Genomic DNA, 18,254 nt, shown 5'->3' with positions numbered 1-18,254 from the left:
GAGCGGCTCGTCGCCCTTGGCCTGGGTGGAGTTCTCGGTGCACTGCTGGTTCTGCGGGTTGGACAGGACGTTGATGTCCTGGACGCCGACGTTGACCAGGGCGAGGATCGACTGGACGTTGACCTTCGCGGGCAGGCCGATGCAGGGCTTGTTGAGGGTGCCCTGGACCAGGCCGAGCTGGGGGCTCTGGTCGCCGGTGGTCTTCTGGTTGCCGTAGATCTGCTGGGCGCCGTTGCCGTTGACGGTGTTGATCCCGTTGTCGTTGCCGATGGCCATGGCCGGAGCGGCGACGGCGGCACCCGCGCCGACGGCGGCGGCGGTGGCTGCTGCGGTGACCATCATCTTCTTCAGCATTCGAGAACTGTCCTTCGCTGTAGCGGAAACGAGCCCCGGATCGGGGGATCCGCCCTTGTAACGGGAACAAGGCCGGGGACGTGGCGGTGCGTCACCCGAACGGCAGAGCGCCGCCCCCGCCCGCCGCGCCCCCCAAGGAGCCGACCGGGTGCCCCTGACCGGAACATCGCCACACCGGCCGCCGCCCGTCGTTGGAAGCTGCGGCCCCCGCCCCCTCGACGACGCGCAGCCACGACCGGAGCCGCCCATGACCTCTGTCGCCCTGGTCCGGCGGCCGCCCGCCGCCTTCCCCCTCTCCGTCAGGGCCGCGCTCGCCGCCACCGGTTGCGCGCTGCCGCTGTACGCCGTGTGGGCGTCGGTCCTCGCGACCGGCGGAGGGGACCTCGCGGCCCAGACGGCCTGGGCGGACTTCACCGCCCGCCACCCGGGCTCCGCGTACAACCTCGCCTGGCACGGGGGGCTGCACACCGCCGCCTACAGCCTCGTCTCGCCGTACGCCATGGCCGCCTTCGGCGTGGTCCCGGTCACCGTGGCGGGCGGGCTGGCGGCGACCTGGCTCGCCGGACTGCTGTGCGCGCGCACCGGAGTCCGGTCGCCCGAACGGCCCGCGCTGGCGGCGGCCCTCGCCCTGTGGTGCCAGGCGGCGTCGGGGCGTACGACCTTCGTCCTGGGCGCCGCCTTCGGACTCGCGGCGGTACTTGGAGTCCGGTCCCGGCCGTCCGGCGGCCGGGCGGGACGGCTCAGCGCCACCGCGCTCTGCGCCGCCCTCGCCGCCATGGCCAGCCCCGTCGCCGGACTCTTCCTCCTCCTGATCGGCACGGCGCTCCCGCCCGCGCCCGGCCGCCGGGCCGCCGAAGCCGCCGTCCTGCTCCTGCCGCCCTGCGCCGTACTCGCCCTGACGGCCTGGCTCTTCCCCTTCCGGGGCGAACAGCCCATGCCGACGGAGCGGATCTGGCCGCCGCTGCTGATGTCCCTGGCCGTCTTCGCGGCGGCACCGCGCGGCTGGCCGTGGGTCAGACGCACCGCCGCGCTGTACGCGGCCGCCGTCGTGCTCACGTACGCCGTCCCCTCCCCGATGGGGACGAACGTCGAGCGGCTCGGCTGCCTCGCCGCGCCCGCCCTGCTCCTCGCCGCCGCGTCGGCGTCCGGCCGCGTACGCAGCGCCCTGGCCGGGGCCGGCCTCGCCCTCTGCCTGCTCTGGACGGGCGGGAACACGGCCGCCCACCTCGCCGATACCGTCCGGGTCCCGGCGTGGGCGGCGCAGACCGACGGGGTCCGCGCCGAGCTCGGCCGCCTCGGAGCGGACCGCACCCGGGTGGAGGCCGTCATGGCGCGCAGCCACCGCGAGGCCGCCGTCCTCGCCCCGTACGTCACGCTGGCCCGCGGCTGGAACCGGCAGGCGGACGTGGAACGCGGCCGCCTCTTCTACGGGGCCGGCGGCCTCGCCCCCGACGCCTACCGTGCCTGGCTCGACCACTGGGCCGTGGGCCTCGTGGTCCTGCACGACGGCCCGCCCGACGCCGCCTCCGAGGCCGAACACGCCCTGGTCACCGGCGCGCCCGCCTACCTGCAGCCGGTGTGGCGGGACCGGAACTGGCGGATCTACCGCGTCCGGGACGCCGTTCCCCTCGTGGACCCGCCGGCCACCGTACGGAGCTCCGGCGCGGCCGGGATCACCGTCCGCGTGCCCCGGCCCGGCACGGTGACCGTGCGGATCGTCGACTCGCCCTGGCTGACGGCCGACGCCGGCTGCCTCGAACCGATGCGGGGGAGGCGCGAGGACGGCTTCGTCCGGCTGACCGTACGGGAACCGGGCGACGTCACCATCGGCTCCGCCTACCTCGCCGCAGGCCGCCGATGCACCGCATGAGCACGGTGCCCGCCCGGCTCGCCCTGGTCTGCGTACGCCACCACGTGCCGGTGCTGCTGCTGTGGCTGCTGCTCCTCGCCGCCGGGGCGGCCGCCGCCGGACCGGTGGCGGACGGTCTGGACCGGCGGCCCTGGAGCGTGGCCGCGCACGAATCGGTGCGCGGCAACCGGCTGCTGGACGGCGTCCGCCCCTACGGCGGCCAGATCGACGCGGTGGTGTCCGGCGTGCCGGTGACCGACCCGGCCCTCCGCCGGGAACTCGCCGCGGCGCGCCGCGACCTGGCCGCCGTCCCCGGCGTACACGCCGTCACCCCGCTCACCGAAGGCGCGTACGCCGCCGGCCGGCGGGCCGTGCTGCTTTCCGTCCGGCTGGACCGGGAGCAGGCCGGGCAGGACCGCCGGCGCTGCGAGCGGGCCGTGGAAGCCCGGCTGCGCGCCGTGCGGCGGGCCCTGCCCGGCTCCGCGGTGACGCTCGGCGGCAGCGACCGGGCGCGCGCCGAGGTCGCGGCGCGGACCCTGGCCGACACCCGGCGCGCCGAACTGATCACCCTGCCCCTGACCCTGGGGGTGGTGTACCTCCTGTTCGGCGGCCTCGTGGCGGCCGCCGTGCCGCTGTTCGCCGCCGTCGCCACGATCGGCACCGGGATGCTCTGGCTCCTGCTGCTGTCACGCTGGTACGACCTCACCTCCCCGGTGCTGTCGACGACCACGATGGTGGGCCTGGGCCTGGCCGTGGACTACTCGCTGCTCACCGTCGGACGCTTCCGGGAGGAGCTCGCCGCCGGCCACGACGTCCCGGAGGCGGTGGTGCGGACCATGGGCAGCGCGGGCCGCTCGGTCCTGTTCGCCGCCCTGGTCGTCGCGGCCGCCCTCAGCGGGCTGGCCGCCTTCCCCAGCGACTTCTACGCCTCCGTCGGCCTGGCCGCGGCGGGCACGGTCCTGCTGTCGCTGGCCGCCGCCGTCACCCTGACCCCCGCACTCCTCAGGGCCTGCGGGAAGCGGATCGGGGCCCGCGCCTGCCGGGAGGCCGACGAGGGTGCCTTCGCGGCGCTGGCCCGCTGGACCCGCCGCCGGGCCCCGGCCGTCGCCGTCGGGGTCGGGGTGCTGCTGCTGGCCGCCGCCGCGCCCTTCCTGCGGGTCCACCTCGTCAGCCCGGTCGGCGAACTGCAACTCCCGCCGGGCACCGAGGCGAGGCGCTTCGCCGACCTGGTCACCGAGGAGTTCCCCCAGCACCGCGCCGACGCCGTCGTGGTCGTGGCCCGCACCGGCCCGTCCCGGCTGACGGCATGGGCGGAGCGCTTCGCGGCCGTACCGCAGGTGGAGCGGATCGAACCCGCCACCGCCGCGGGTCCCGGGGTCTCCGTCGTCCGCCTCGTACCGGTCCCCGACGAGGACGCGGCCACCGCCACCCGGCTGGTGGAGCGGCTCCGCGCGGACCGCCCGGCGGACTTCCCCGTGTGGGTGACCGGACGGGCCGCGCTCGACGCCGACTTCAGGGCCGAGGTCGTCGAGCACGCGCCGCGCGCCGCCGCCCTGATCGCCCTGACCAGCTACGTCCTGCTGCTGGCGATGACCGGCTCGGTGCTGCTCCCGCTGAAGGCGATCGTGATGAACACCCTGTCCCTCGGCGCCTCCTTCGGCGCGCTCGTCCTGGTGTTCCAGGACGGCTGGTGCGCGGGGCTCCTGGGCGTGCACACCCTGGGCGGCCTGGGCTACTGGCTGCCGGTGGTCGTGTTCGCCCTGGCCTTCGGCCTGTCCATGGACTACGAGGTGTTCCTGCTCTCCCGCATCCAGGAGCTCTACCGCGCCGGCGCCGGCAACGACCTGGCCGTGGAGGCGGGCGTGCAGCGTTCCGCCCGCATCATCAGCTCTTCGGCGCTGCTGATGTGCATCGTCTTCACCGGCTTCGCGACGGGGGAGGTGCTGGTGATGAAGCAGCTGGCGACAGCGCTGACCCTGGTCGTGGTGGTCGACGCCACGCTGGTGCGCTGCCTCCTGGTCCCCGCCACCATGACCCTCCTGGGCCGCGCCAACTGGTGGTCCCCGCGCCCCCTGCGCCGCCCCCGCCCGGCCGCCGGGAGCGGGCCCACGGCGCCGCGAGAGGAGGCGGCGGTTCGCTGAGCACGGGCGCCCGGGCGACGGTCTGCCGCGTCCGTCCGGGCGGTCGGCGGCGGCAGACTGGGTGCCGCGGCCGGTTCAGTCGATCCGGAGCTCGCCCATCCGGCTCCAGCCGGTGGCGCCCTCGATGGTGGTGCTGACGATTTCGGGCGTGCGGGTGACCATCGGACGCATGGTCTCCAACGCCGCCGCGAAGTGCTCGGAGGTGACGTGCGCCTCGGCCGCGTCGTCCTGGAACGCCTCGACCAGGACGTAGGTGTCCGGTTCCTCGAGGCTGCGGGACCACTCGAACCACAGGTTGCCCGGCTCGGCGCGGGTGGCGCGGGTGAACTCCGCGACCTTCTCCGGCCACTGGTCCACGTACGCGGGCTTGACGGCGAATTTCACCACAATGAAGATCATTCAGTCATTGTAGGCACGCCCCGGCCGCCCTCACACCGCCTCCGGCCCGAACCGGCGCCTGTACGCCGACGGGGTGATGCCCGTCTCGCGGCGCATCAGCGCGCGCAGGTTGGCGGCGGTGCCGAGCCCGCTGTGCCGCGCGACCAGCTCCAGGCGGGACTCGCCCCGCTCGAGCAACCGGCATGCCAGGGCGAGCCGTTCCCCCGTGAGCCACGCCAGCGGCGTCGTGCCCAGCTGTGCCCGGAAGCGGCGGTGCAGCGTCGCCGGGCTCACCGCCGCGCGCTCCGCGAGGTCGGAGACCGTGAGCGGTGCGTCCAGCCGCTCCTGGGCCCAGGCCAGCACCGGCGCCAGGGACTCGTCGGGCAGGTCGGGGACCGGACGCTCCACGAACTGCCGCTGGCCGCCGTCCCGGTGCGCCGCGAAGACCAGCCGCCGGCTCACCGCGTTGGCGACCTCCGCGCCGTGGTCGCGGCGGACCAGGTGCAGTCCGAGGTCGAGCGCCGCCGCGCTCCCCGCGGCGGTGAGGATGTCTCCGTCGTCGACGAACAGCACGTCCGGTTCGAGGCGTACGGAGGGGAACCGGGCCCGGAAGGAGTCCGCCCACTGCCAGTGCGCGGTGGCCCGGCGCCCGTCGAGGACTCCCGCCTCGGCCAGGGTGAAGGCCCCGCTGCAGAAGCCGACCAGGCGCGCGCCGCGCGCGTGCGCCCGCCGTACGGCGTCGAGGACGGCCCGACGGCGTGGCACCTCGACGTCGGGGCGGTTCGGGACGATCAGGGTGTCCGCCGTGTCGGCCGCCTCCAGCCCGGCGACTCCCGTGAGCGTGAAGAACCCGTCCCGCATCTGCGTCCGGGGCTCGGGGGAGCAGAGCCCGAACGCGTAGAGGTCGCGTCCGGTCTCGGGCCGGCGCAGACCGAAGACCTCGGTCGCGCAGCCCAGTTCGAAGGGGTTCGAGTTCTCGTCGACGATCACGACGACCCGGTGTACGCCCGCCGGGCGCGGGGACTGCGAGGATTCTTTCGGCATCTGCGATTCCTAGCACTCACGGCCCTCGCGCGGAACCGCTCAGGATGGGCCCATGAGCAACGGTCCCATCTCCCTGAGCACGGCCCTGGCCTCCTTCGACACCCTGTGGAGCCCCCGCATCGTCACCCGCGTCAACGACTACGACGTCCGCGTCGCCAAGGTCGAGGGCGAACACGTCTGGCACGCCCACGACCACACCGACGAGTTCTTCCTCGTGCTCGACGGCGAACTGCGCATCTCCCTGCGCGAGCCCGGAGGAGAACGCACCGTCCTGCTCCCCAGGGGATCCGTGTTCACCGTCCCCCGCGGCACCGAGCACAAGCCCTCCGCGCCGTCGGGAGCCGCGCTCCTCCTGTTCGAGCCCTCCGGCACGCTCAGCGTGGGCGACCGTCACGAGGAGGTCCCGGACCACGTGGACGCGACGACCGGGCAGGGCCTCGGCGGCTGAGCGGCGCCTCGCGCGGTCGGGTGCAGCCGCGACCGGGGGACGTCGTAGTCCCGGGGCTGCGGTATAGTTGATCTCGAGCTCGCCGCCGCGGAATCACGGTGGTGGGACCGGCGTTGGTGGTCCAAGGAAAGACACCCCACTTCCCGTGGGGGAATGCAGGTGCAAGGCCTGCCCAGCGCTCGATCAAGGCCCCGGCCTCCTCGCGGAGACCGGGGCCTTTGCCGTGCGCCACGCCTCGTGCGCCGTGTCCCGTGTCCCGTGCCCCGTGTCGGCCGACTCGGCAGGCGGCGGTTGACATGGAGTGCGCTCCAACACCTAGCCTCCTGGTCCGATGATGTTCCGAGATCAGGAGGAAGCGGCATGAACGGCGTACCCGCCCGGCACTTGGGCAGTCTGAAGGTTTCCGCGCAGGGCCTGGGATGCATGGGCATGAGCCACGGCTACGGCACGCCGGACGACGCGCAGTCGATCGCGACCGTGCACCGCGCCCTCGACCTCGGTGTGACCCTCCTCGACACCTCCGACTTCTACGGATTCGGCCACAACGAGGAGTTGGTCGGGCGGGCCGTCGCCGGCCGCCGCGACGAAGTGGTGCTGGCCACCAAGTTCGGCTTCGCCAACCGGCTGGGCGAGCCCACCCTGATCCGCGGTGACGCGGCCTACGTGCGGGAGGCGTGCGAGGCGTCGCTGCGACGCCTCGGCGTCGATCACATCGACCTCTACTACCAGCACCGGGTCGACCCGAAGGTGCCGATCGAGGAGACCGTCGGGGCCATGGCCGAGCTCGTCCAGGCCGGGAAGGTCCGCCACCTCGGCCTGTCCGAGGCCGGAACGGCCACCATCCGGCGGGCGCACGCGGTCCACCCGATCGCCGCGCTGCAGAGCGAATGGTCGTTGTGGACCAGGGACCTGGAAGCGGAGACCGCCCCGCTCTGCCGTGAACTCGGCATCGGCCTGGTGCCGTTCTCCCCGCTCGGGCGGGGCTTCCTGACCGGCCGGTACAGCTCGGTCGAGGGAATGGCCGAGGACGACATCCGGCGCACGCAGCCGCGTTTCGCCGAGGGGAACCTCGAACGGAACCTGGCGATCGTCGCGCGGCTGGACGAACTGGCCGCGGCGAAGGGGATCACCACCGGGCAGCTCGCCCTGGCGTGGGTCCAGCACCGGGGCGACGACGTGGTTCCGATCCCCGGCACCCGGAGGCAGCGCTACCTGGAGGAGAACGTCGCGGCCCTGGCCGTGGAGCTGTCCCCCGAGGACCTCGCCGCCATCGAGGCCGCCGCGCCGGCGGAGCGGATCGCGGGCACCCGGTACGACGCCACCAGCCTCACCTTCGTCGACAACTGAGCACGGGCCGGTCCGCCCGGCGGGTGCGGGTCCGACGGTCCGGCCGGGGCCTTCGCCCGTTCGGCGGTGCGGAGGACCGGTGGGTCCGGGGACGCCTGCCGGTGCGGTCGGCGTGACCCCTGCGGGCGCCCCCGGATGCAGCCGCGCGAGGCGTTCGCCAGACTGACCGTGAAGCACGGCACCGTACGGGCCGCCAGGTCTCCTCCGCCCGGCCTGGCCATGCGGCGGACCACGGACCGCCCCGGGCGGGACCGGGCACCGCCGACGAGACGATCGCGGGGCTGGAGATGGTGGAACCGACCCGCCCGGCGGGCCGCGAGAAGCGCCGGGCCCCGTGGGCGCCGGTCGTCGCGTGGCTGGTCTCGAACCTCCTCACCTGGATGGTCGCGAGGGCATCGGTCTCCGCCGACGGGTCGGGGGTGGCGTACTGGTCCACCGGCGGCCGCAGCCGCTGGGACTCCGCGCACTACCTTTCCATCGCCCGCACCGGCTACGAGATGTTCCGGTGCCGGGACCGCTATCCCGACTTCCGCGACGTCATGTGCGGAAACGTCGCCTGGTTCCCCGGATACCCGATGGCGGTCCGCGCGGTGTCGGCCACCGGGCTCTCCTACGAGCTCTCCGCCGTCGTCCTCACCGAAGTGTCCCTGCTGGGCATGTTCGTGGTGCTCTGGCGGCTGCTCGGGGCCCGGCTCACCTGGGCCACCGGCCTCACCCTCGCCATCGGTACGGTGTTCCCCGGCGGGGTCTACCTCCACGCCGCCTTCCCCGTCGCCACCGCCACCCTGGCCCTCCTGGTCTGCATCGCCGGAGTGCGGCGCGGGTCCTGGGGGGTCGCCGCCGCCGGCGGTTTCGTGGCGGCCGCCTGTCATCCCGTGGGTGCCGTCGCCGTCGGCATGCTGCTCGCCGGCGCCTTCTTCGCGTGGCGGGGCGACACGTGGCCGGTGCGGTTCGCCAAGGCCGGATCGTCGGCCGCGCTCGCCGGCTGCGGAGTGCTCTGGGCCAAATGGCTGATGTGGCAGGCCACGGGCCACTGGGACGCGTACGAGATCATCCAGGAATCCAGCTACGGACAGGGCGGCCTGCACCAGCCCTTCGAGGAGATGGGCAAGGCGTACCGTTTCCCCTTCCGCGACTGGTACACGCCCGAGGGACCGCTTCCGCCCCTGGTGGAGCACGCCCTCGAGGCGCACCGGACGCAGCTGTGGCTGAACACCGCCTTCGCCGTGCTCGTCCTGGTGACGGCCGCCGCCCTGCTCGTACGGGACCGCCGGCTCGACGCCGGGCAATGGGCCGCCCTGGTCCTGACGGAGGCGGTGTTCCTCGTGCCGTTCCTCGCGGGTGCGGAGATGTCGTGGTACCGCAATCACGCGCAGATGTTCGTCGGGCTCGTCCTGGTCGCGCGGGCGTCCCGCTGGGTCCAGGTGCCCCTGCTGGCCTGCTGCGCGCTCCAGTACGCCCTGCTGGGGGCGATGTTCTTCTCCGGAGTCCTGGTGTGACCGTCTCCTACCGCCGTTCGTCCTCCGTGTCGCGAGCGACGTGGTAGGTGGGGCGGCCCTGGACGGCCGTGTAGATGCGGGCCACGTACTCGCCGAGCATTCCCACGCAGAAGAGCTGGACGGCCCCGAAGAACAGGACCGTGATGATCAAGGAGGTCCAGCCGGGCAGGGTGCTGCCCCTCGCATGGGCGACGAGGGCCCAGACGAGGAAGGCGAGGCAGACGACGAGACTGGAGGCGCCGATCGCCGTGGCCAGGCGCAGGGGGACCGCCGAGAAGCTCGTGATGCTGTCCAGGGCCAGGAGGACCATCTTGTGCAGCGGGTACTTGGTGGCCCCGGCGGCCCGCTCCCCGCGCTGGTAGGTGATCCGGCCTTCGGGGAAGCCGAGCCACGGGATGAGCAGGCGGTAGATCCGCTGCTGCTCGGGGAGCGTCTTCAAGGTCTCCACCACGGGTCGGGACAGCAGGCGGAAGTCGCCGGCCTGGGCGGGTACGTGGGAGCCGGCCAGGCGGCGCATGAGCCAGTAGTACGCGGCGGCCGTCCGGCGTTTGAACCCGGTGTCGGCGGAGCGGTCCTTCCGGATGCCGTAGACGACGTCCAGACCGTCCGCCCGGGCCAGGGCCAGCATCTGCGGGACGAGTTCCGGCGGGTCCTGGAGATCCGCGTCCATGCTGATCACGTACGAGCCCAGGGACCGGTGCAGTCCGGCGGTCAGGGCCGCCTGGTGGCCGCTGTTGCGCCGCAGGGTCACGACGCGCAGCTGGGGCCACGCACGGCGCAGTTCCTCCAGCACGCGGGGCGTCCGGTCGGTGGAGCCGTCATCGACGGCGAGGACCTCGTACGGTTCCCCACCCCGGTCCAGGACGGGCCGCAGCCGCCCCGCGAGAACGGGCAGGGCCTCCTCCTCGTTGAAGACGGGAACCACGACCGACACAGAGACCGGTCCCCGCGGTGGCTCGTGCACAGCACTCATGATGCGGGAGGGGCCCAGAGCCGGCATGTCGGCCGGGAGGACGTCGCCCCGCCCGGCCGGTCCTCAGCCCGCCGGGGACCGCTCGGGCCGCCTGCCGGTCACCACCAGGTCGCCCGACGCCGTGCGCCGTGCCAGGGCACCGGTGCGGAAGTAGCCGTCGGCGGTGAAGGAGCGGGCGTTGTCCCCGGCCGCCCGGTAGTAGCCACGGGCGGTGTACGGGCCGCGGACCAGGAGTTCGCCGGGCTCTCCGTCGGGCACGTTCTGGCCGTCGGCGTCGACGACGAGGACCTCGTCGTCGGGCGACAGCGGGCGCCCCTGCGTGGTGAGCACGGACTCGTCCGGATCGCCGGGCCGCGTGAGCACGAGCGGCCCCTCGGCCATGGCGAACACCTGCTGGAGCCGCCCGCCCAGTTCGCGCTCCACCCGCTCGGCGGTCGCCCGGGACAGGGGCCCGCCGCCGATCTGTACGAGACGCAGACTGCTCACGTCGGCCCGGACCGTGGCGAGCGCGTCGAGCCAGGCCTCGGCGGCGGCCGGCGGCAGCGAGGTCAGGGTGACCCGCTCCCGTTCGACGGCCTGCAGGCACGCGGCGGGGTCCGTCCCGTCGGCCAGGACGACGGTGCCGCCCACGCCGAGCGTGCCGATGACACCGGGGCACCCGAGGGCGAAGGCCGACGCGGCGGGCAGCGCGGCGAGGTACACGTCGTCCCCGGTGAGCGACACCAGCCCGGCCGCGGCCCGCGCCTGGTAGGCGTAGTCGTTGTGGGTGCGCGGAACGAGCCGCGGCGTGCCCCCGTCGCCGTCGGCGGGCAGCAGGAACGCCACCTGGCCGGCGCTCAGCGGCAGCGCCGGCTCGGGTGCGGCGTCGATGGAACCCAGCGGGGCGTACTGGCAGTTCGACGGGTCGGTCGTCATACCGCCGTACGGGGACTCGGTCCCTGGCGCCTCATAGGTGAACACCCGCCGCAGGAAGGGCCACCGGGCCGCGATGTCCGCGGCCAACGCCGTGTGGTCGAAGCCCCGGTACGTGGCCGGGCCGACGTACCCGACGGCCTGGGTGACCCGTACGAGCTCGGGCACCCCGGACGCGGGGTACGCGACCGGACAGAGGACGGGGACCACGCCGGCCCGCATCAGGGCGAACACGGTGACGACGAGTTCGGGCACGTTCGGCAGCTGGACGACGACCCGCATACCGGGCCGCAGGCCGCGCAGCCGGAACCCGGCGGCCATGCGGTCCACGCGCCGGTTGAGGTGCGCGTAGGTGACGCGGGTGCCGCCGTGCACCAGCGCGGTCCGCGGCCCGTACTCCAGGGCCCACCCGCGCAGCAGGTTGTCCAGCGTGTTGCCGCCCCAGTGACCGGCCGCCCAGTAGCGGTCGACGCATTCCCCGGGCCAGGGGGTGCAGCCGTCGAGCAGGGATGCCAATGCGGTTCCTTCCATGCCGGTTTCCGGACGGGGCACCGTGTGGGTCGTGGTGCGCGGTGACGGGCCCTGACCTTGGCATTCCAGTCCGTCAGAGGACCCGCGCGCAAGGCGCGTTCCCGACCAGGACGGCCGGATCGTGTCAGCGGAAGGTCCAAAACGCCAGACCCCGTGGAACGGGCGCTACGCGTCCGCGACGGCGTGCAGCGGGCTGAGCGCGGCGGCCCGTCGGGCGGGAAGGGCGGCCGCCGCGGCGCCGACGGCCAGGGAGAGGAGGACGACGAGGGCGAGGGTGCCCCAGGGCAGGGAGAAGGCGTACTGCGGGATGGCCCCGTTGGCCAGTCCGCTGACCTTCCACGCCCCGAACAGGCCGCCGGCCAGTCCGAGCAGGGTGCCGTAGGCGGCGACCATGAGGGACTCGAGGCGGATCATGCGGCGGATCCCGGTGCGGTCCATCCCGATGGCGCGCAGGACGCCGATCTCCCGGGTGCGTTCGGCGACCGACATGGCGAGCGTGTTGACCATGCCGAGGGCCGAGACGACCACCCCGATGGCGAGCAGTCCGAACACCATGGTGAGCAGGTCACCGGCGACGCCCGCCTGCTCCCGGACCAGCTCGGCACGGCTCTGGACCTTCAGCAGGGGACTGTTGTCGACGGCGGCGCGCAGCCGCTTCCCGAGGTCGGCCGTGGCGGCTCCCGGAGCGGCGGCCACGAGGACGCGCTGCACGGAGTCACGCAGGTAGCCGTACCGCTGGACATCGCCGCGGTCGGCGAGCACGTCCCGCGCGGTGGGGTTGTCGCGGTAGATCCCGACGACCGTGTAGGGCCGGTCGCGATCACCCCGGCCGGGACCGATGGCCGCCGTGATCCGGTCACCGGTGCTGATCCGGTGGTCCCGGGCGAAGCCGCTGGAGACCGCGATCCGGCCCGGCCCGATCCCCTCGGCGGAGCCGCTGGTGAACCGGAGTTCCATGACGGCCCCCACGCTCTTCGGGTCGACGCCCGAGACCTGCCCGGCCCCGCCCCCGACGGTGATGACGGAGTCCGACACGGCGGAGGCGGCCGTGACACCGGGGACGTCGGCGACCCGCCGGACGGCGGCATCGTCCACGGCGGTGGTGGTGTTGCGGGTGCCGATGACGTAATCGGCGCTCAGACCGGCGGCCGCCTGGGCGTCCAGGGCCCGGCTGGAGGAGTGCCCGATGACGGCGAGCCCCGTCACCAGCGCCGTGCTGATCATCAGGGCCACGGCGGTGGCGGCCGTACGCCGGGGATCGCGCAGGGCGTTGTCCTTCGCGAGGCCGCCCACGAAGCCGGTCCCTCGGGTGATCCGGCCGATCGACCGGATCACCGGACCCGCAAGCAGCGGCGCCAGCACGATGAGCCCGGTCACGAGGATGCCGCAGCCGAACATCGCGGTCCGCAGGTTCTCGTCCGAGGCGTCCTTCGCGCCGCCCAGGGAGAGCAGCAGGCCGGCGCCCGCCGGCAGGACGGCCGCGCCGACCGCCGCCCGGATCCGGGACGGCTTCGCGGAAGGCGGCTGCCCGGCGGTGCGCATCGCCTCGACGGGAGCGATCCGCGCGGCGCGGCGCGACGGCAGCCACGCGGCGAGGACCGTGACGCCGACGCCCACGGCGAGGGAGGCGATGACCGGGGTGGGGCCGATCACCAACGGGCCGTCGGGCAGGGGGGCTTCCCCGGTGCCGAGCACGTGGGGCAGCGCGGCGGCGACACCGAGGCCCAGGCCGAATCCGGTCACGGAGGCGAGCAGGCCCACGAGGGCGGCCTCGGCGAGCACGGAGCGGACCACCTGGCGCCGGGTGGCGCCGATCGCGCGGAGCAGCGCGATCTCCCGGGTCCGTCGCGTGATGAGCATGGTGAAGGTGTTGACGATGAGGAACGAGCCGATGAAGAGGGACACCACGGCGAAGACCAGCGGCAGCCGGGAGTAGCCGCGCGTTTTGGCACCGATGAAGACGGACTGCTGCTGGGCCTTGGCAGCCGCAGTGGTGGCCTCGGCGCGGTCGGCCGGCAGCAGCGCCCCCACTCGCCGTGCGAGGTCGAACGGGTCGGTGCCGGGCGAGGCGGACAGGTCGATCCCGGTGTAACGGCCCGGGGCGGCGAAGAGCTTCTGGGCGGTGGCCCTGTCGAACACCGCGAGGGTGCCGCCGGACGTGACCCGGGTGTCGTCCGTGGAGACGATGCCGACCAGCCGCAGCCGCAGCACGGGGCCGTCCGAGGCCAGGGTGACGGTGTCACCGAGGGCGTACGAGCCGGCCCGTGCGGTGCCCCGGTCCAGGGCCACTTCGCCGCCGTCGCGGGGCGCGCGGCCGGCCGTCAGGGGGTAGCGGGCGTCCGTGCCGTCGGCGCCGGGGACGTAGGCGGCCGCCAGCTTGCCCATCGCGTTGCCGGCGCGCATCGGCGAGCCGTCCTTCGCGGCCAGGGTCACCGATCCGTCGGCGGTCGGACGGGCCGCGGCGACACCGGGCACGGCGGCCAGCCCGGCCACGAGCGCGTCGTCGAGGACGCCGGCGCGTTCGTCGGCGGGGGCGCCCACGGGGTGCTTCGGCTCCACGGTGACGGCGATGCCGGAGTAGTTGCGCGACATGGAGGCGCGGTAGGCGGCGGTGGTGGTGTCGGCGAAGACGAGCGAGCCGGAGATGAACGCGACTCCGAGACAGACGGCGAGGGCGGTCATGATCAGGCGCGTCTTGTGGGCGAGGACGTTGCGCAGGGCTGTTCGCAGCATGGGTGGGCTTTCGGAAGGCGTCGGCAGCGGGGGGCGAAGGAGGGGTGCCGGTCAGCGGGCCCGGCCCTGGGCTTCGAAGGCGAGCATCCGGTCCAGGACGGCGCCGGAGGTCGGCTCCCGCAGCTCGTCCACGAGGCGGCCGTCGGCCAGGAACACCACGCGGTCGGCATGGGCGGCGGCGACGGGATCGTGGGTGACCATCACCACGGTCTGGCCCAGCTCCCGTACCGAGTCCCGCAGGAAGCCGAGTACCTCCGCGCCGGAACGGGAATCGAGGTTGCCGGTCGGCTCGTCGGCGAACACGATCTCCGGACGCGAGACCAGCGCGCGGGCCACGGCGACGCGCTGCTGCTGCCCCCCCGACAGTTCGGCCGGACGGTGCGCGAGCCGGCCGGCGAGCCCGACGGTGGCGATGACGGTGTCCCTCCACGCGGTGTCGGGCTGCCGCCCGGCGATCCGCAGCGGCAGGGTGATGTTCTCCAGCGCCGTGAGCGTGGGCAGCAGGTTGAAGCCCTGGAAGACGAAGCCCACCTTCTCCCGGCGCAGCCGCGTCAGCTGCCGGTCGTTCAGGCCGGACAGTTCCACCCCGCCGATCCGCGCCGAACCGGAGGTCACCGTGTCCAGGCCGGCCATGCAGTGCATCAGCGTGGACTTGCCGGAACCGGACGGTCCCATGACCGCGGTGAACCGGCCCCGCGCGAACTCCACGGACACCGCGTCCAGCGCCGTGACCCGGGTCTCGCCCTTCCCGTACGTCTTGGTCAGGCCGGTCGCGCGGGCGGCGGGCTCGACGGCCTCCGCGGCCCCGGGGGGCACGGCCGCGGGAGGCACGGGAAAGGACGGCACGGGGGAGGACGGAAACGCGTGCGACATGGATGCTCCACCTGGAGGACGACGGCCCGCGCGAACCTGCCGCGCGCCGGGGACACATCCATCCTCACGGCCCTGACCTGCGCGGACATCGGTCTCAAGGACCGAGTGGGCCTCTGCCGAAAGAGCGGCCCGGGCCCGTGCTCCTCTGCCGGAGGGCAGAGGTCCGGGCCTCCGCCCCCGCCCCGGGACAGAGGCTCAGGAGGCCAGCCCGGTCCGGTGCGCCAGGAGCGCCGCCTGCACCCGGCTCGCCGAACCCGTCTTGTCCAGGATCGCTCCCACGTGCGTCTTCACCGTGCCGGTCCCGATGCCGAGCCGGACCGCGATCTCCTGGTTGGACAGCCCCTCGCCGAGCGCCGCGAGCACGTCCCGCTCGCGGCCCGTGAGCCGGGCGAGCCGCTCGTCCCCGTCCGCGCCGTCGGCGGGCCCCGGCTCGGGGGCGCCCAGCATCCGGGAAATCACCGCCCCGGTCACGCCCGGGGAGAGCACGGCGTCACCCGCCGCGGCGGCCCGTACCGCGCTGATCAGCTCCTGCGGCCCTTCGTCCTTCAGCAGGAACCCGGCGGCGCCCTCCCGCAGAGCCCGGACGACGTTGTCGTCGTCACCGAAGGTCGTCAGCATCACCACGCGCGGCGCCGGATCCAGGGCGAGCAACGGCGCGATCGCCGCCAGCCCGTCGCACACCGGCATCCGGATGTCGACCAGCGCCACGTCGGGGTGGTGGGCGGCGGCCAGTTCGACGGCCTGCCTCCCGTCCGCCGCCTCGGCGACGACCTCGATGCCGTCGGCATGACGCAGGATCAGGCGTACGCCGTGCCGGATCATCGTCTCGTCGTCGGCGAGCAGGACACGGATCGGCCGGTCGGTCTCGGTCACGGGGTCTCCCAGGGTGCGGCGTCCCGGACCGACGGGACGGTGAAACGGTCGATGGCGGTCAGACGCTGTCCGGCGTCGAAGCAGTAGCGGGCCACCAGCAGCCCGCCGGGACGGGCCTCGGTCGCGCCGTTGAACGGGTAGACGCAGCCGGCCGTGCCGGCAGGACGCGGCGGCTCGTGCCCGGTGGCGGCGGCCCGGACCGCCGCGTTGTCCACGACGCCGAGGCCCGTCACGTCCGCGTACGTCATGCCGACCCGGGGCAGCGGGCGCGGTCCCGCGTCCCGCCCGGGCGCGCTGCCGTACACGAAGGCGGTCCCGAGGGCCATCAGCACGCACAGCGCCCCGAGACCGAGGGCCAGCGTCAGGGTGTTCGCGGCGCCGCCCTCGGAGCCGGTGCCCCGCGGACCGGGAGCGGTGGCGTCCGGCCCGGCGGGGTACGGCCCGGCGGACGGCTCCGGGACGAGGGCGTCACCGGGCTCCGCCGGCAGCGCCGCGTCCACCCGGAACCCGCCGGAGGACAGCGGGGCGGCGTCGAAGGCTCCGCCGAGGAGTTCCACCCGCTCCCTGAGGCCGGTGAGCCCGCGGCCGGTGCCCACGCCCGCGTCCCCGGCGCCGGCGACGGCGGGTCCGGGCGGAGCCCCGTTGCGCACGGTGATCCGTACCGCCTCCGCGTCGTGGGTGACGCTGACGGTGACGTGCGCCGACGGGGCGTACCGGTGGACGTTGGTCAGGGCTTCGCGTACCACCCGGTGCGCCGCCCGGCGCACCGCCGCCGGACGGGCGTCGAGGTCCGGGCCCGTCCAGTCCAGCCGCACGGCGACCCCGCCGTCGCGGGACTCCGCCACCAGCGCCGCGATGTCGGCGCGGGTGCCCGTCGCGTCCGTCAGGACGTCCGGCCCGGCGTCCCGGCCCAGCGGCCCGAGCACCCCGAGGACCTGCCGCAGTTCGCGCATCGCGTCGCGGGTGGTCCGCCGTACCAGGACGGCCTCCTCGCGCAGCTCGGGATCCGCCCGGCCCAGGGCCATCTCCAGCCCGCCCGCGTGCAGCGAGATCAGGCTGAGCCGGTGCCCGAGCAGGTCGTGCATCTCGGCGGCGATGCGCGAACGCTCGTGGGTGCGGGCCTCGCTGTCCGCCGCCCGGCGCGCCCGTTCCGCCGCGTCCCCGCGCTCGCGCAGGGCCCGTACCAGACGCCGCTGCTGCCCCTGCGCCGTACCGACCAGCCCCGGCACGACCACCGCGGTCGGGGCCAGCACCAGGCCCAGCGCCAGACCGTACGGCATCCGCCCCGGACCGGCCAGCGGCGCGGCCGCCGTCGCCACCGCCACGAGGAGGCAGCCCGCCGCGGCCGGCAGCCGGGCCCGCTGCCGGGCCACGGCCGTGCGCCGCGCCAGGGCGTACGCGGCCACCGCGGTGAGGGGCCCGACACCGCTCGCCAGCCCGGTCAGGGCGGCCAGCGCGAGCAGCACCGGCCCGGGGAACCGGCCGCGCAGCGGGAAGAGGCCGACGCCGAGAAGGATCACCTGCAGCTGCAAGGACGGGTGACGCACGAGCCCCAGACCCGCGACGGCCGCGAACACCCCCAGCCCCAGCAGGGCCACGCCGGCGGTCCCAGCCGCCGTACGCGCGCACCCGGACGGCAGCGCCCCGGACGGGACGCTGCGGGCAGGACGGCGGAAGGAGGGGATGCGGACCACGCTGACCAGTATTGATGCCGGTGCCCACGGCGGCGTGAGCCTCGCGGGGGATCCGTTCCTCTGCCGAAAGGCAGAGAAGCCCGGCCGTGCCGCCCTCCAGGGGGCGCCGGCCGGGCCGGGACCCGTCGGCGCGGTCAGGACCCGCGCGCGGAACATCCGGCGGTATCAGCGGTATTAGAGGTATCGGCGGTGTGGGCGGTCTCAAGGGCTCCGCTTCAGCGAGGCGACCGCGAGCGCCAGGGCACAGGTCACCACCAGGCTCCCGATCACGACCATGCCCACGCCGATCACGAACAGCCCGCTCCCGTCGTCCGACCAGTCGACGAAGGCGGCGGCGCCCAGACCGGCGCTGGTGCCGAGCACCGCGGCCGGAACGTACTGCCGGGCGGCCGCCCAGTACACCGGCACCAGCAGGGTGAGCACGAGCCCGGCCACCTGCCACGCCTCGTAGGGGCCGGTCGTCGAACCGTCGGGCTGGACGTCCCGCCGCTGGTCCCACCCCAGCCAGGCGGCCCAGGCCGCCATCGCCACCCCGGCCAGCACCAGGCCCGTCGACAGTCCGTGAGCCGGTCCGTGCGTTCGCTTGTTCATGCCTCCAGTGTTCG

General features: G+C 74.6%; 15 protein-coding genes. 5 read left to right on the top strand and 10 right to left on the bottom strand.

The window, feature by feature from the left end:
• Positions 1-354: rodlin (locus ACFY7H_RS23025; RefSeq protein WP_388940713.1), on the bottom strand; the 354-nt coding region annotated here is incomplete at its 3' end.
• 247 nt (positions 355-601) lie between these two features.
• On the opposite strand from ACFY7H_RS23025, the gene ACFY7H_RS23020 reads away from it, so the two are divergent.
• Both ACFY7H_RS23020 and ACFY7H_RS23015 read left to right on the top strand, forming a co-directional pair.
• On the top strand, positions 602-2,224 hold the full coding sequence (locus ACFY7H_RS23020) for a hypothetical protein (RefSeq protein ID WP_388940710.1): 1,623 nt from the start codon (positions 602-604) through the stop codon (positions 2,222-2,224).
• Positions 2,221-4,344: an MMPL family transporter gene (locus ACFY7H_RS23015; protein ID WP_388940708.1), complete on the top strand. Its 2,124-nt coding sequence runs from the start codon at positions 2,221-2,223 to the stop codon at positions 4,342-4,344. The genes ACFY7H_RS23020 and ACFY7H_RS23015 overlap by 4 nt, the downstream gene beginning before the upstream one ends.
• Positions 4,345-4,419: 75 nt before the next feature.
• Here the strand turns inward: ACFY7H_RS23015 and ACFY7H_RS23010 are convergent, their stop codons facing one another.
• Complete coding sequence (locus tag ACFY7H_RS23010; protein WP_388940705.1) at positions 4,420-4,743, bottom strand: putative quinol monooxygenase; 324 nt, start codon at positions 4,741-4,743, stop codon at positions 4,420-4,422.
• Between the two features lie 30 nt (positions 4,744-4,773).
• Positions 4,774-5,766, bottom strand: a complete 993-nt coding sequence (locus ACFY7H_RS23005; RefSeq protein ID WP_388940702.1) for a GlxA family transcriptional regulator — start codon at positions 5,764-5,766, stop codon at positions 4,774-4,776.
• A 52-nt stretch (positions 5,767-5,818) separates the two neighbouring features.
• Here ACFY7H_RS23005 and ACFY7H_RS23000 point away from each other — a divergent pair, with 52 nt between their 5' ends.
• From ACFY7H_RS23000 to ACFY7H_RS22990, 3 genes are all read left to right on the top strand, one after another.
• The gene (locus ACFY7H_RS23000) at positions 5,819-6,214 is read left to right on the top strand and encodes a cupin domain-containing protein (RefSeq protein WP_388940700.1); all 396 of its coding nucleotides are present in this window, start codon (positions 5,819-5,821) and stop codon (positions 6,212-6,214) included.
• A 360-nt stretch (positions 6,215-6,574) separates the two neighbouring features.
• Positions 6,575-7,561 (top strand): aldo/keto reductase, encoded by a 987-nt coding sequence (locus ACFY7H_RS22995; protein ID WP_388940698.1) that lies wholly within the window; start codon positions 6,575-6,577, stop codon positions 7,559-7,561.
• A gap of 287 nt (positions 7,562-7,848) precedes the next feature.
• Complete coding sequence (locus ACFY7H_RS22990) at positions 7,849-9,060, top strand: hypothetical protein (protein ID WP_388940695.1); 1,212 nt, start codon at positions 7,849-7,851, stop codon at positions 9,058-9,060.
• Between the two features lie 7 nt (positions 9,061-9,067).
• On the opposite strand, the gene ACFY7H_RS22985 is transcribed toward ACFY7H_RS22990, so the two are convergent.
• The 7 genes from ACFY7H_RS22985 to ACFY7H_RS22955 form a co-directional block, all read right to left on the bottom strand.
• Positions 9,068-10,033 carry a glycosyltransferase family 2 protein gene (locus ACFY7H_RS22985; RefSeq protein WP_388940692.1) on the bottom strand — a complete coding sequence of 322 codons (966 nt, stop codon included), beginning with the start codon at positions 10,031-10,033 and terminating at the stop codon, positions 9,068-9,070.
• A gap of 63 nt (positions 10,034-10,096) precedes the next feature.
• Positions 10,097-11,461 (bottom strand): AMP-binding protein, encoded by a 1,365-nt coding sequence (locus ACFY7H_RS22980; protein ID WP_388940689.1) that lies wholly within the window; start codon positions 11,459-11,461, stop codon positions 10,097-10,099.
• A gap of 180 nt (positions 11,462-11,641) precedes the next feature.
• Positions 11,642-14,209 carry an ABC transporter permease gene (locus tag ACFY7H_RS22975; protein WP_388940686.1) on the bottom strand — a complete coding sequence of 856 codons (2,568 nt, stop codon included), beginning with the start codon at positions 14,207-14,209 and terminating at the stop codon, positions 11,642-11,644.
• A gap of 51 nt (positions 14,210-14,260) precedes the next feature.
• Positions 14,261-15,082, bottom strand: coding sequence for an ABC transporter ATP-binding protein (locus tag ACFY7H_RS22970; protein ID WP_388940684.1), 822 nt, complete (start codon positions 15,080-15,082; stop codon positions 14,261-14,263).
• A gap of 195 nt (positions 15,083-15,277) precedes the next feature.
• A complete protein-coding gene (locus ACFY7H_RS22965; RefSeq protein ID WP_388940682.1) occupies positions 15,278-15,955 on the bottom strand; it encodes a response regulator in 678 nt (225 codons plus the stop codon).
• The gene (locus ACFY7H_RS22960; protein WP_388940681.1) at positions 15,952-17,649 is read right to left on the bottom strand and encodes a sensor histidine kinase; all 1,698 of its coding nucleotides are present in this window, start codon (positions 17,647-17,649) and stop codon (positions 15,952-15,954) included. Before ACFY7H_RS22960 ends, ACFY7H_RS22965 begins: the two co-directional genes overlap by 4 nt.
• Before the next feature lie 201 nt (positions 17,650-17,850).
• Entirely contained in the window at positions 17,851-18,240 is a 390-nt protein-coding gene (locus ACFY7H_RS22955) for a hypothetical protein (RefSeq protein WP_388940679.1), read from the bottom strand.
• Positions 18,241-18,254: the final 14 nt, after the last annotated feature.

The organism is Streptomyces sp. NPDC012794 (assembly GCF_042901085.1).
In the GTDB taxonomy this organism is placed as follows: Bacteria; Actinomycetota; Actinomycetes; order Streptomycetales; family Streptomycetaceae; genus Streptomyces.
The sequence above is the reverse complement of the archived record's forward strand: the minus strand, read 5'-3'. Positions and strand labels throughout refer to the sequence as shown.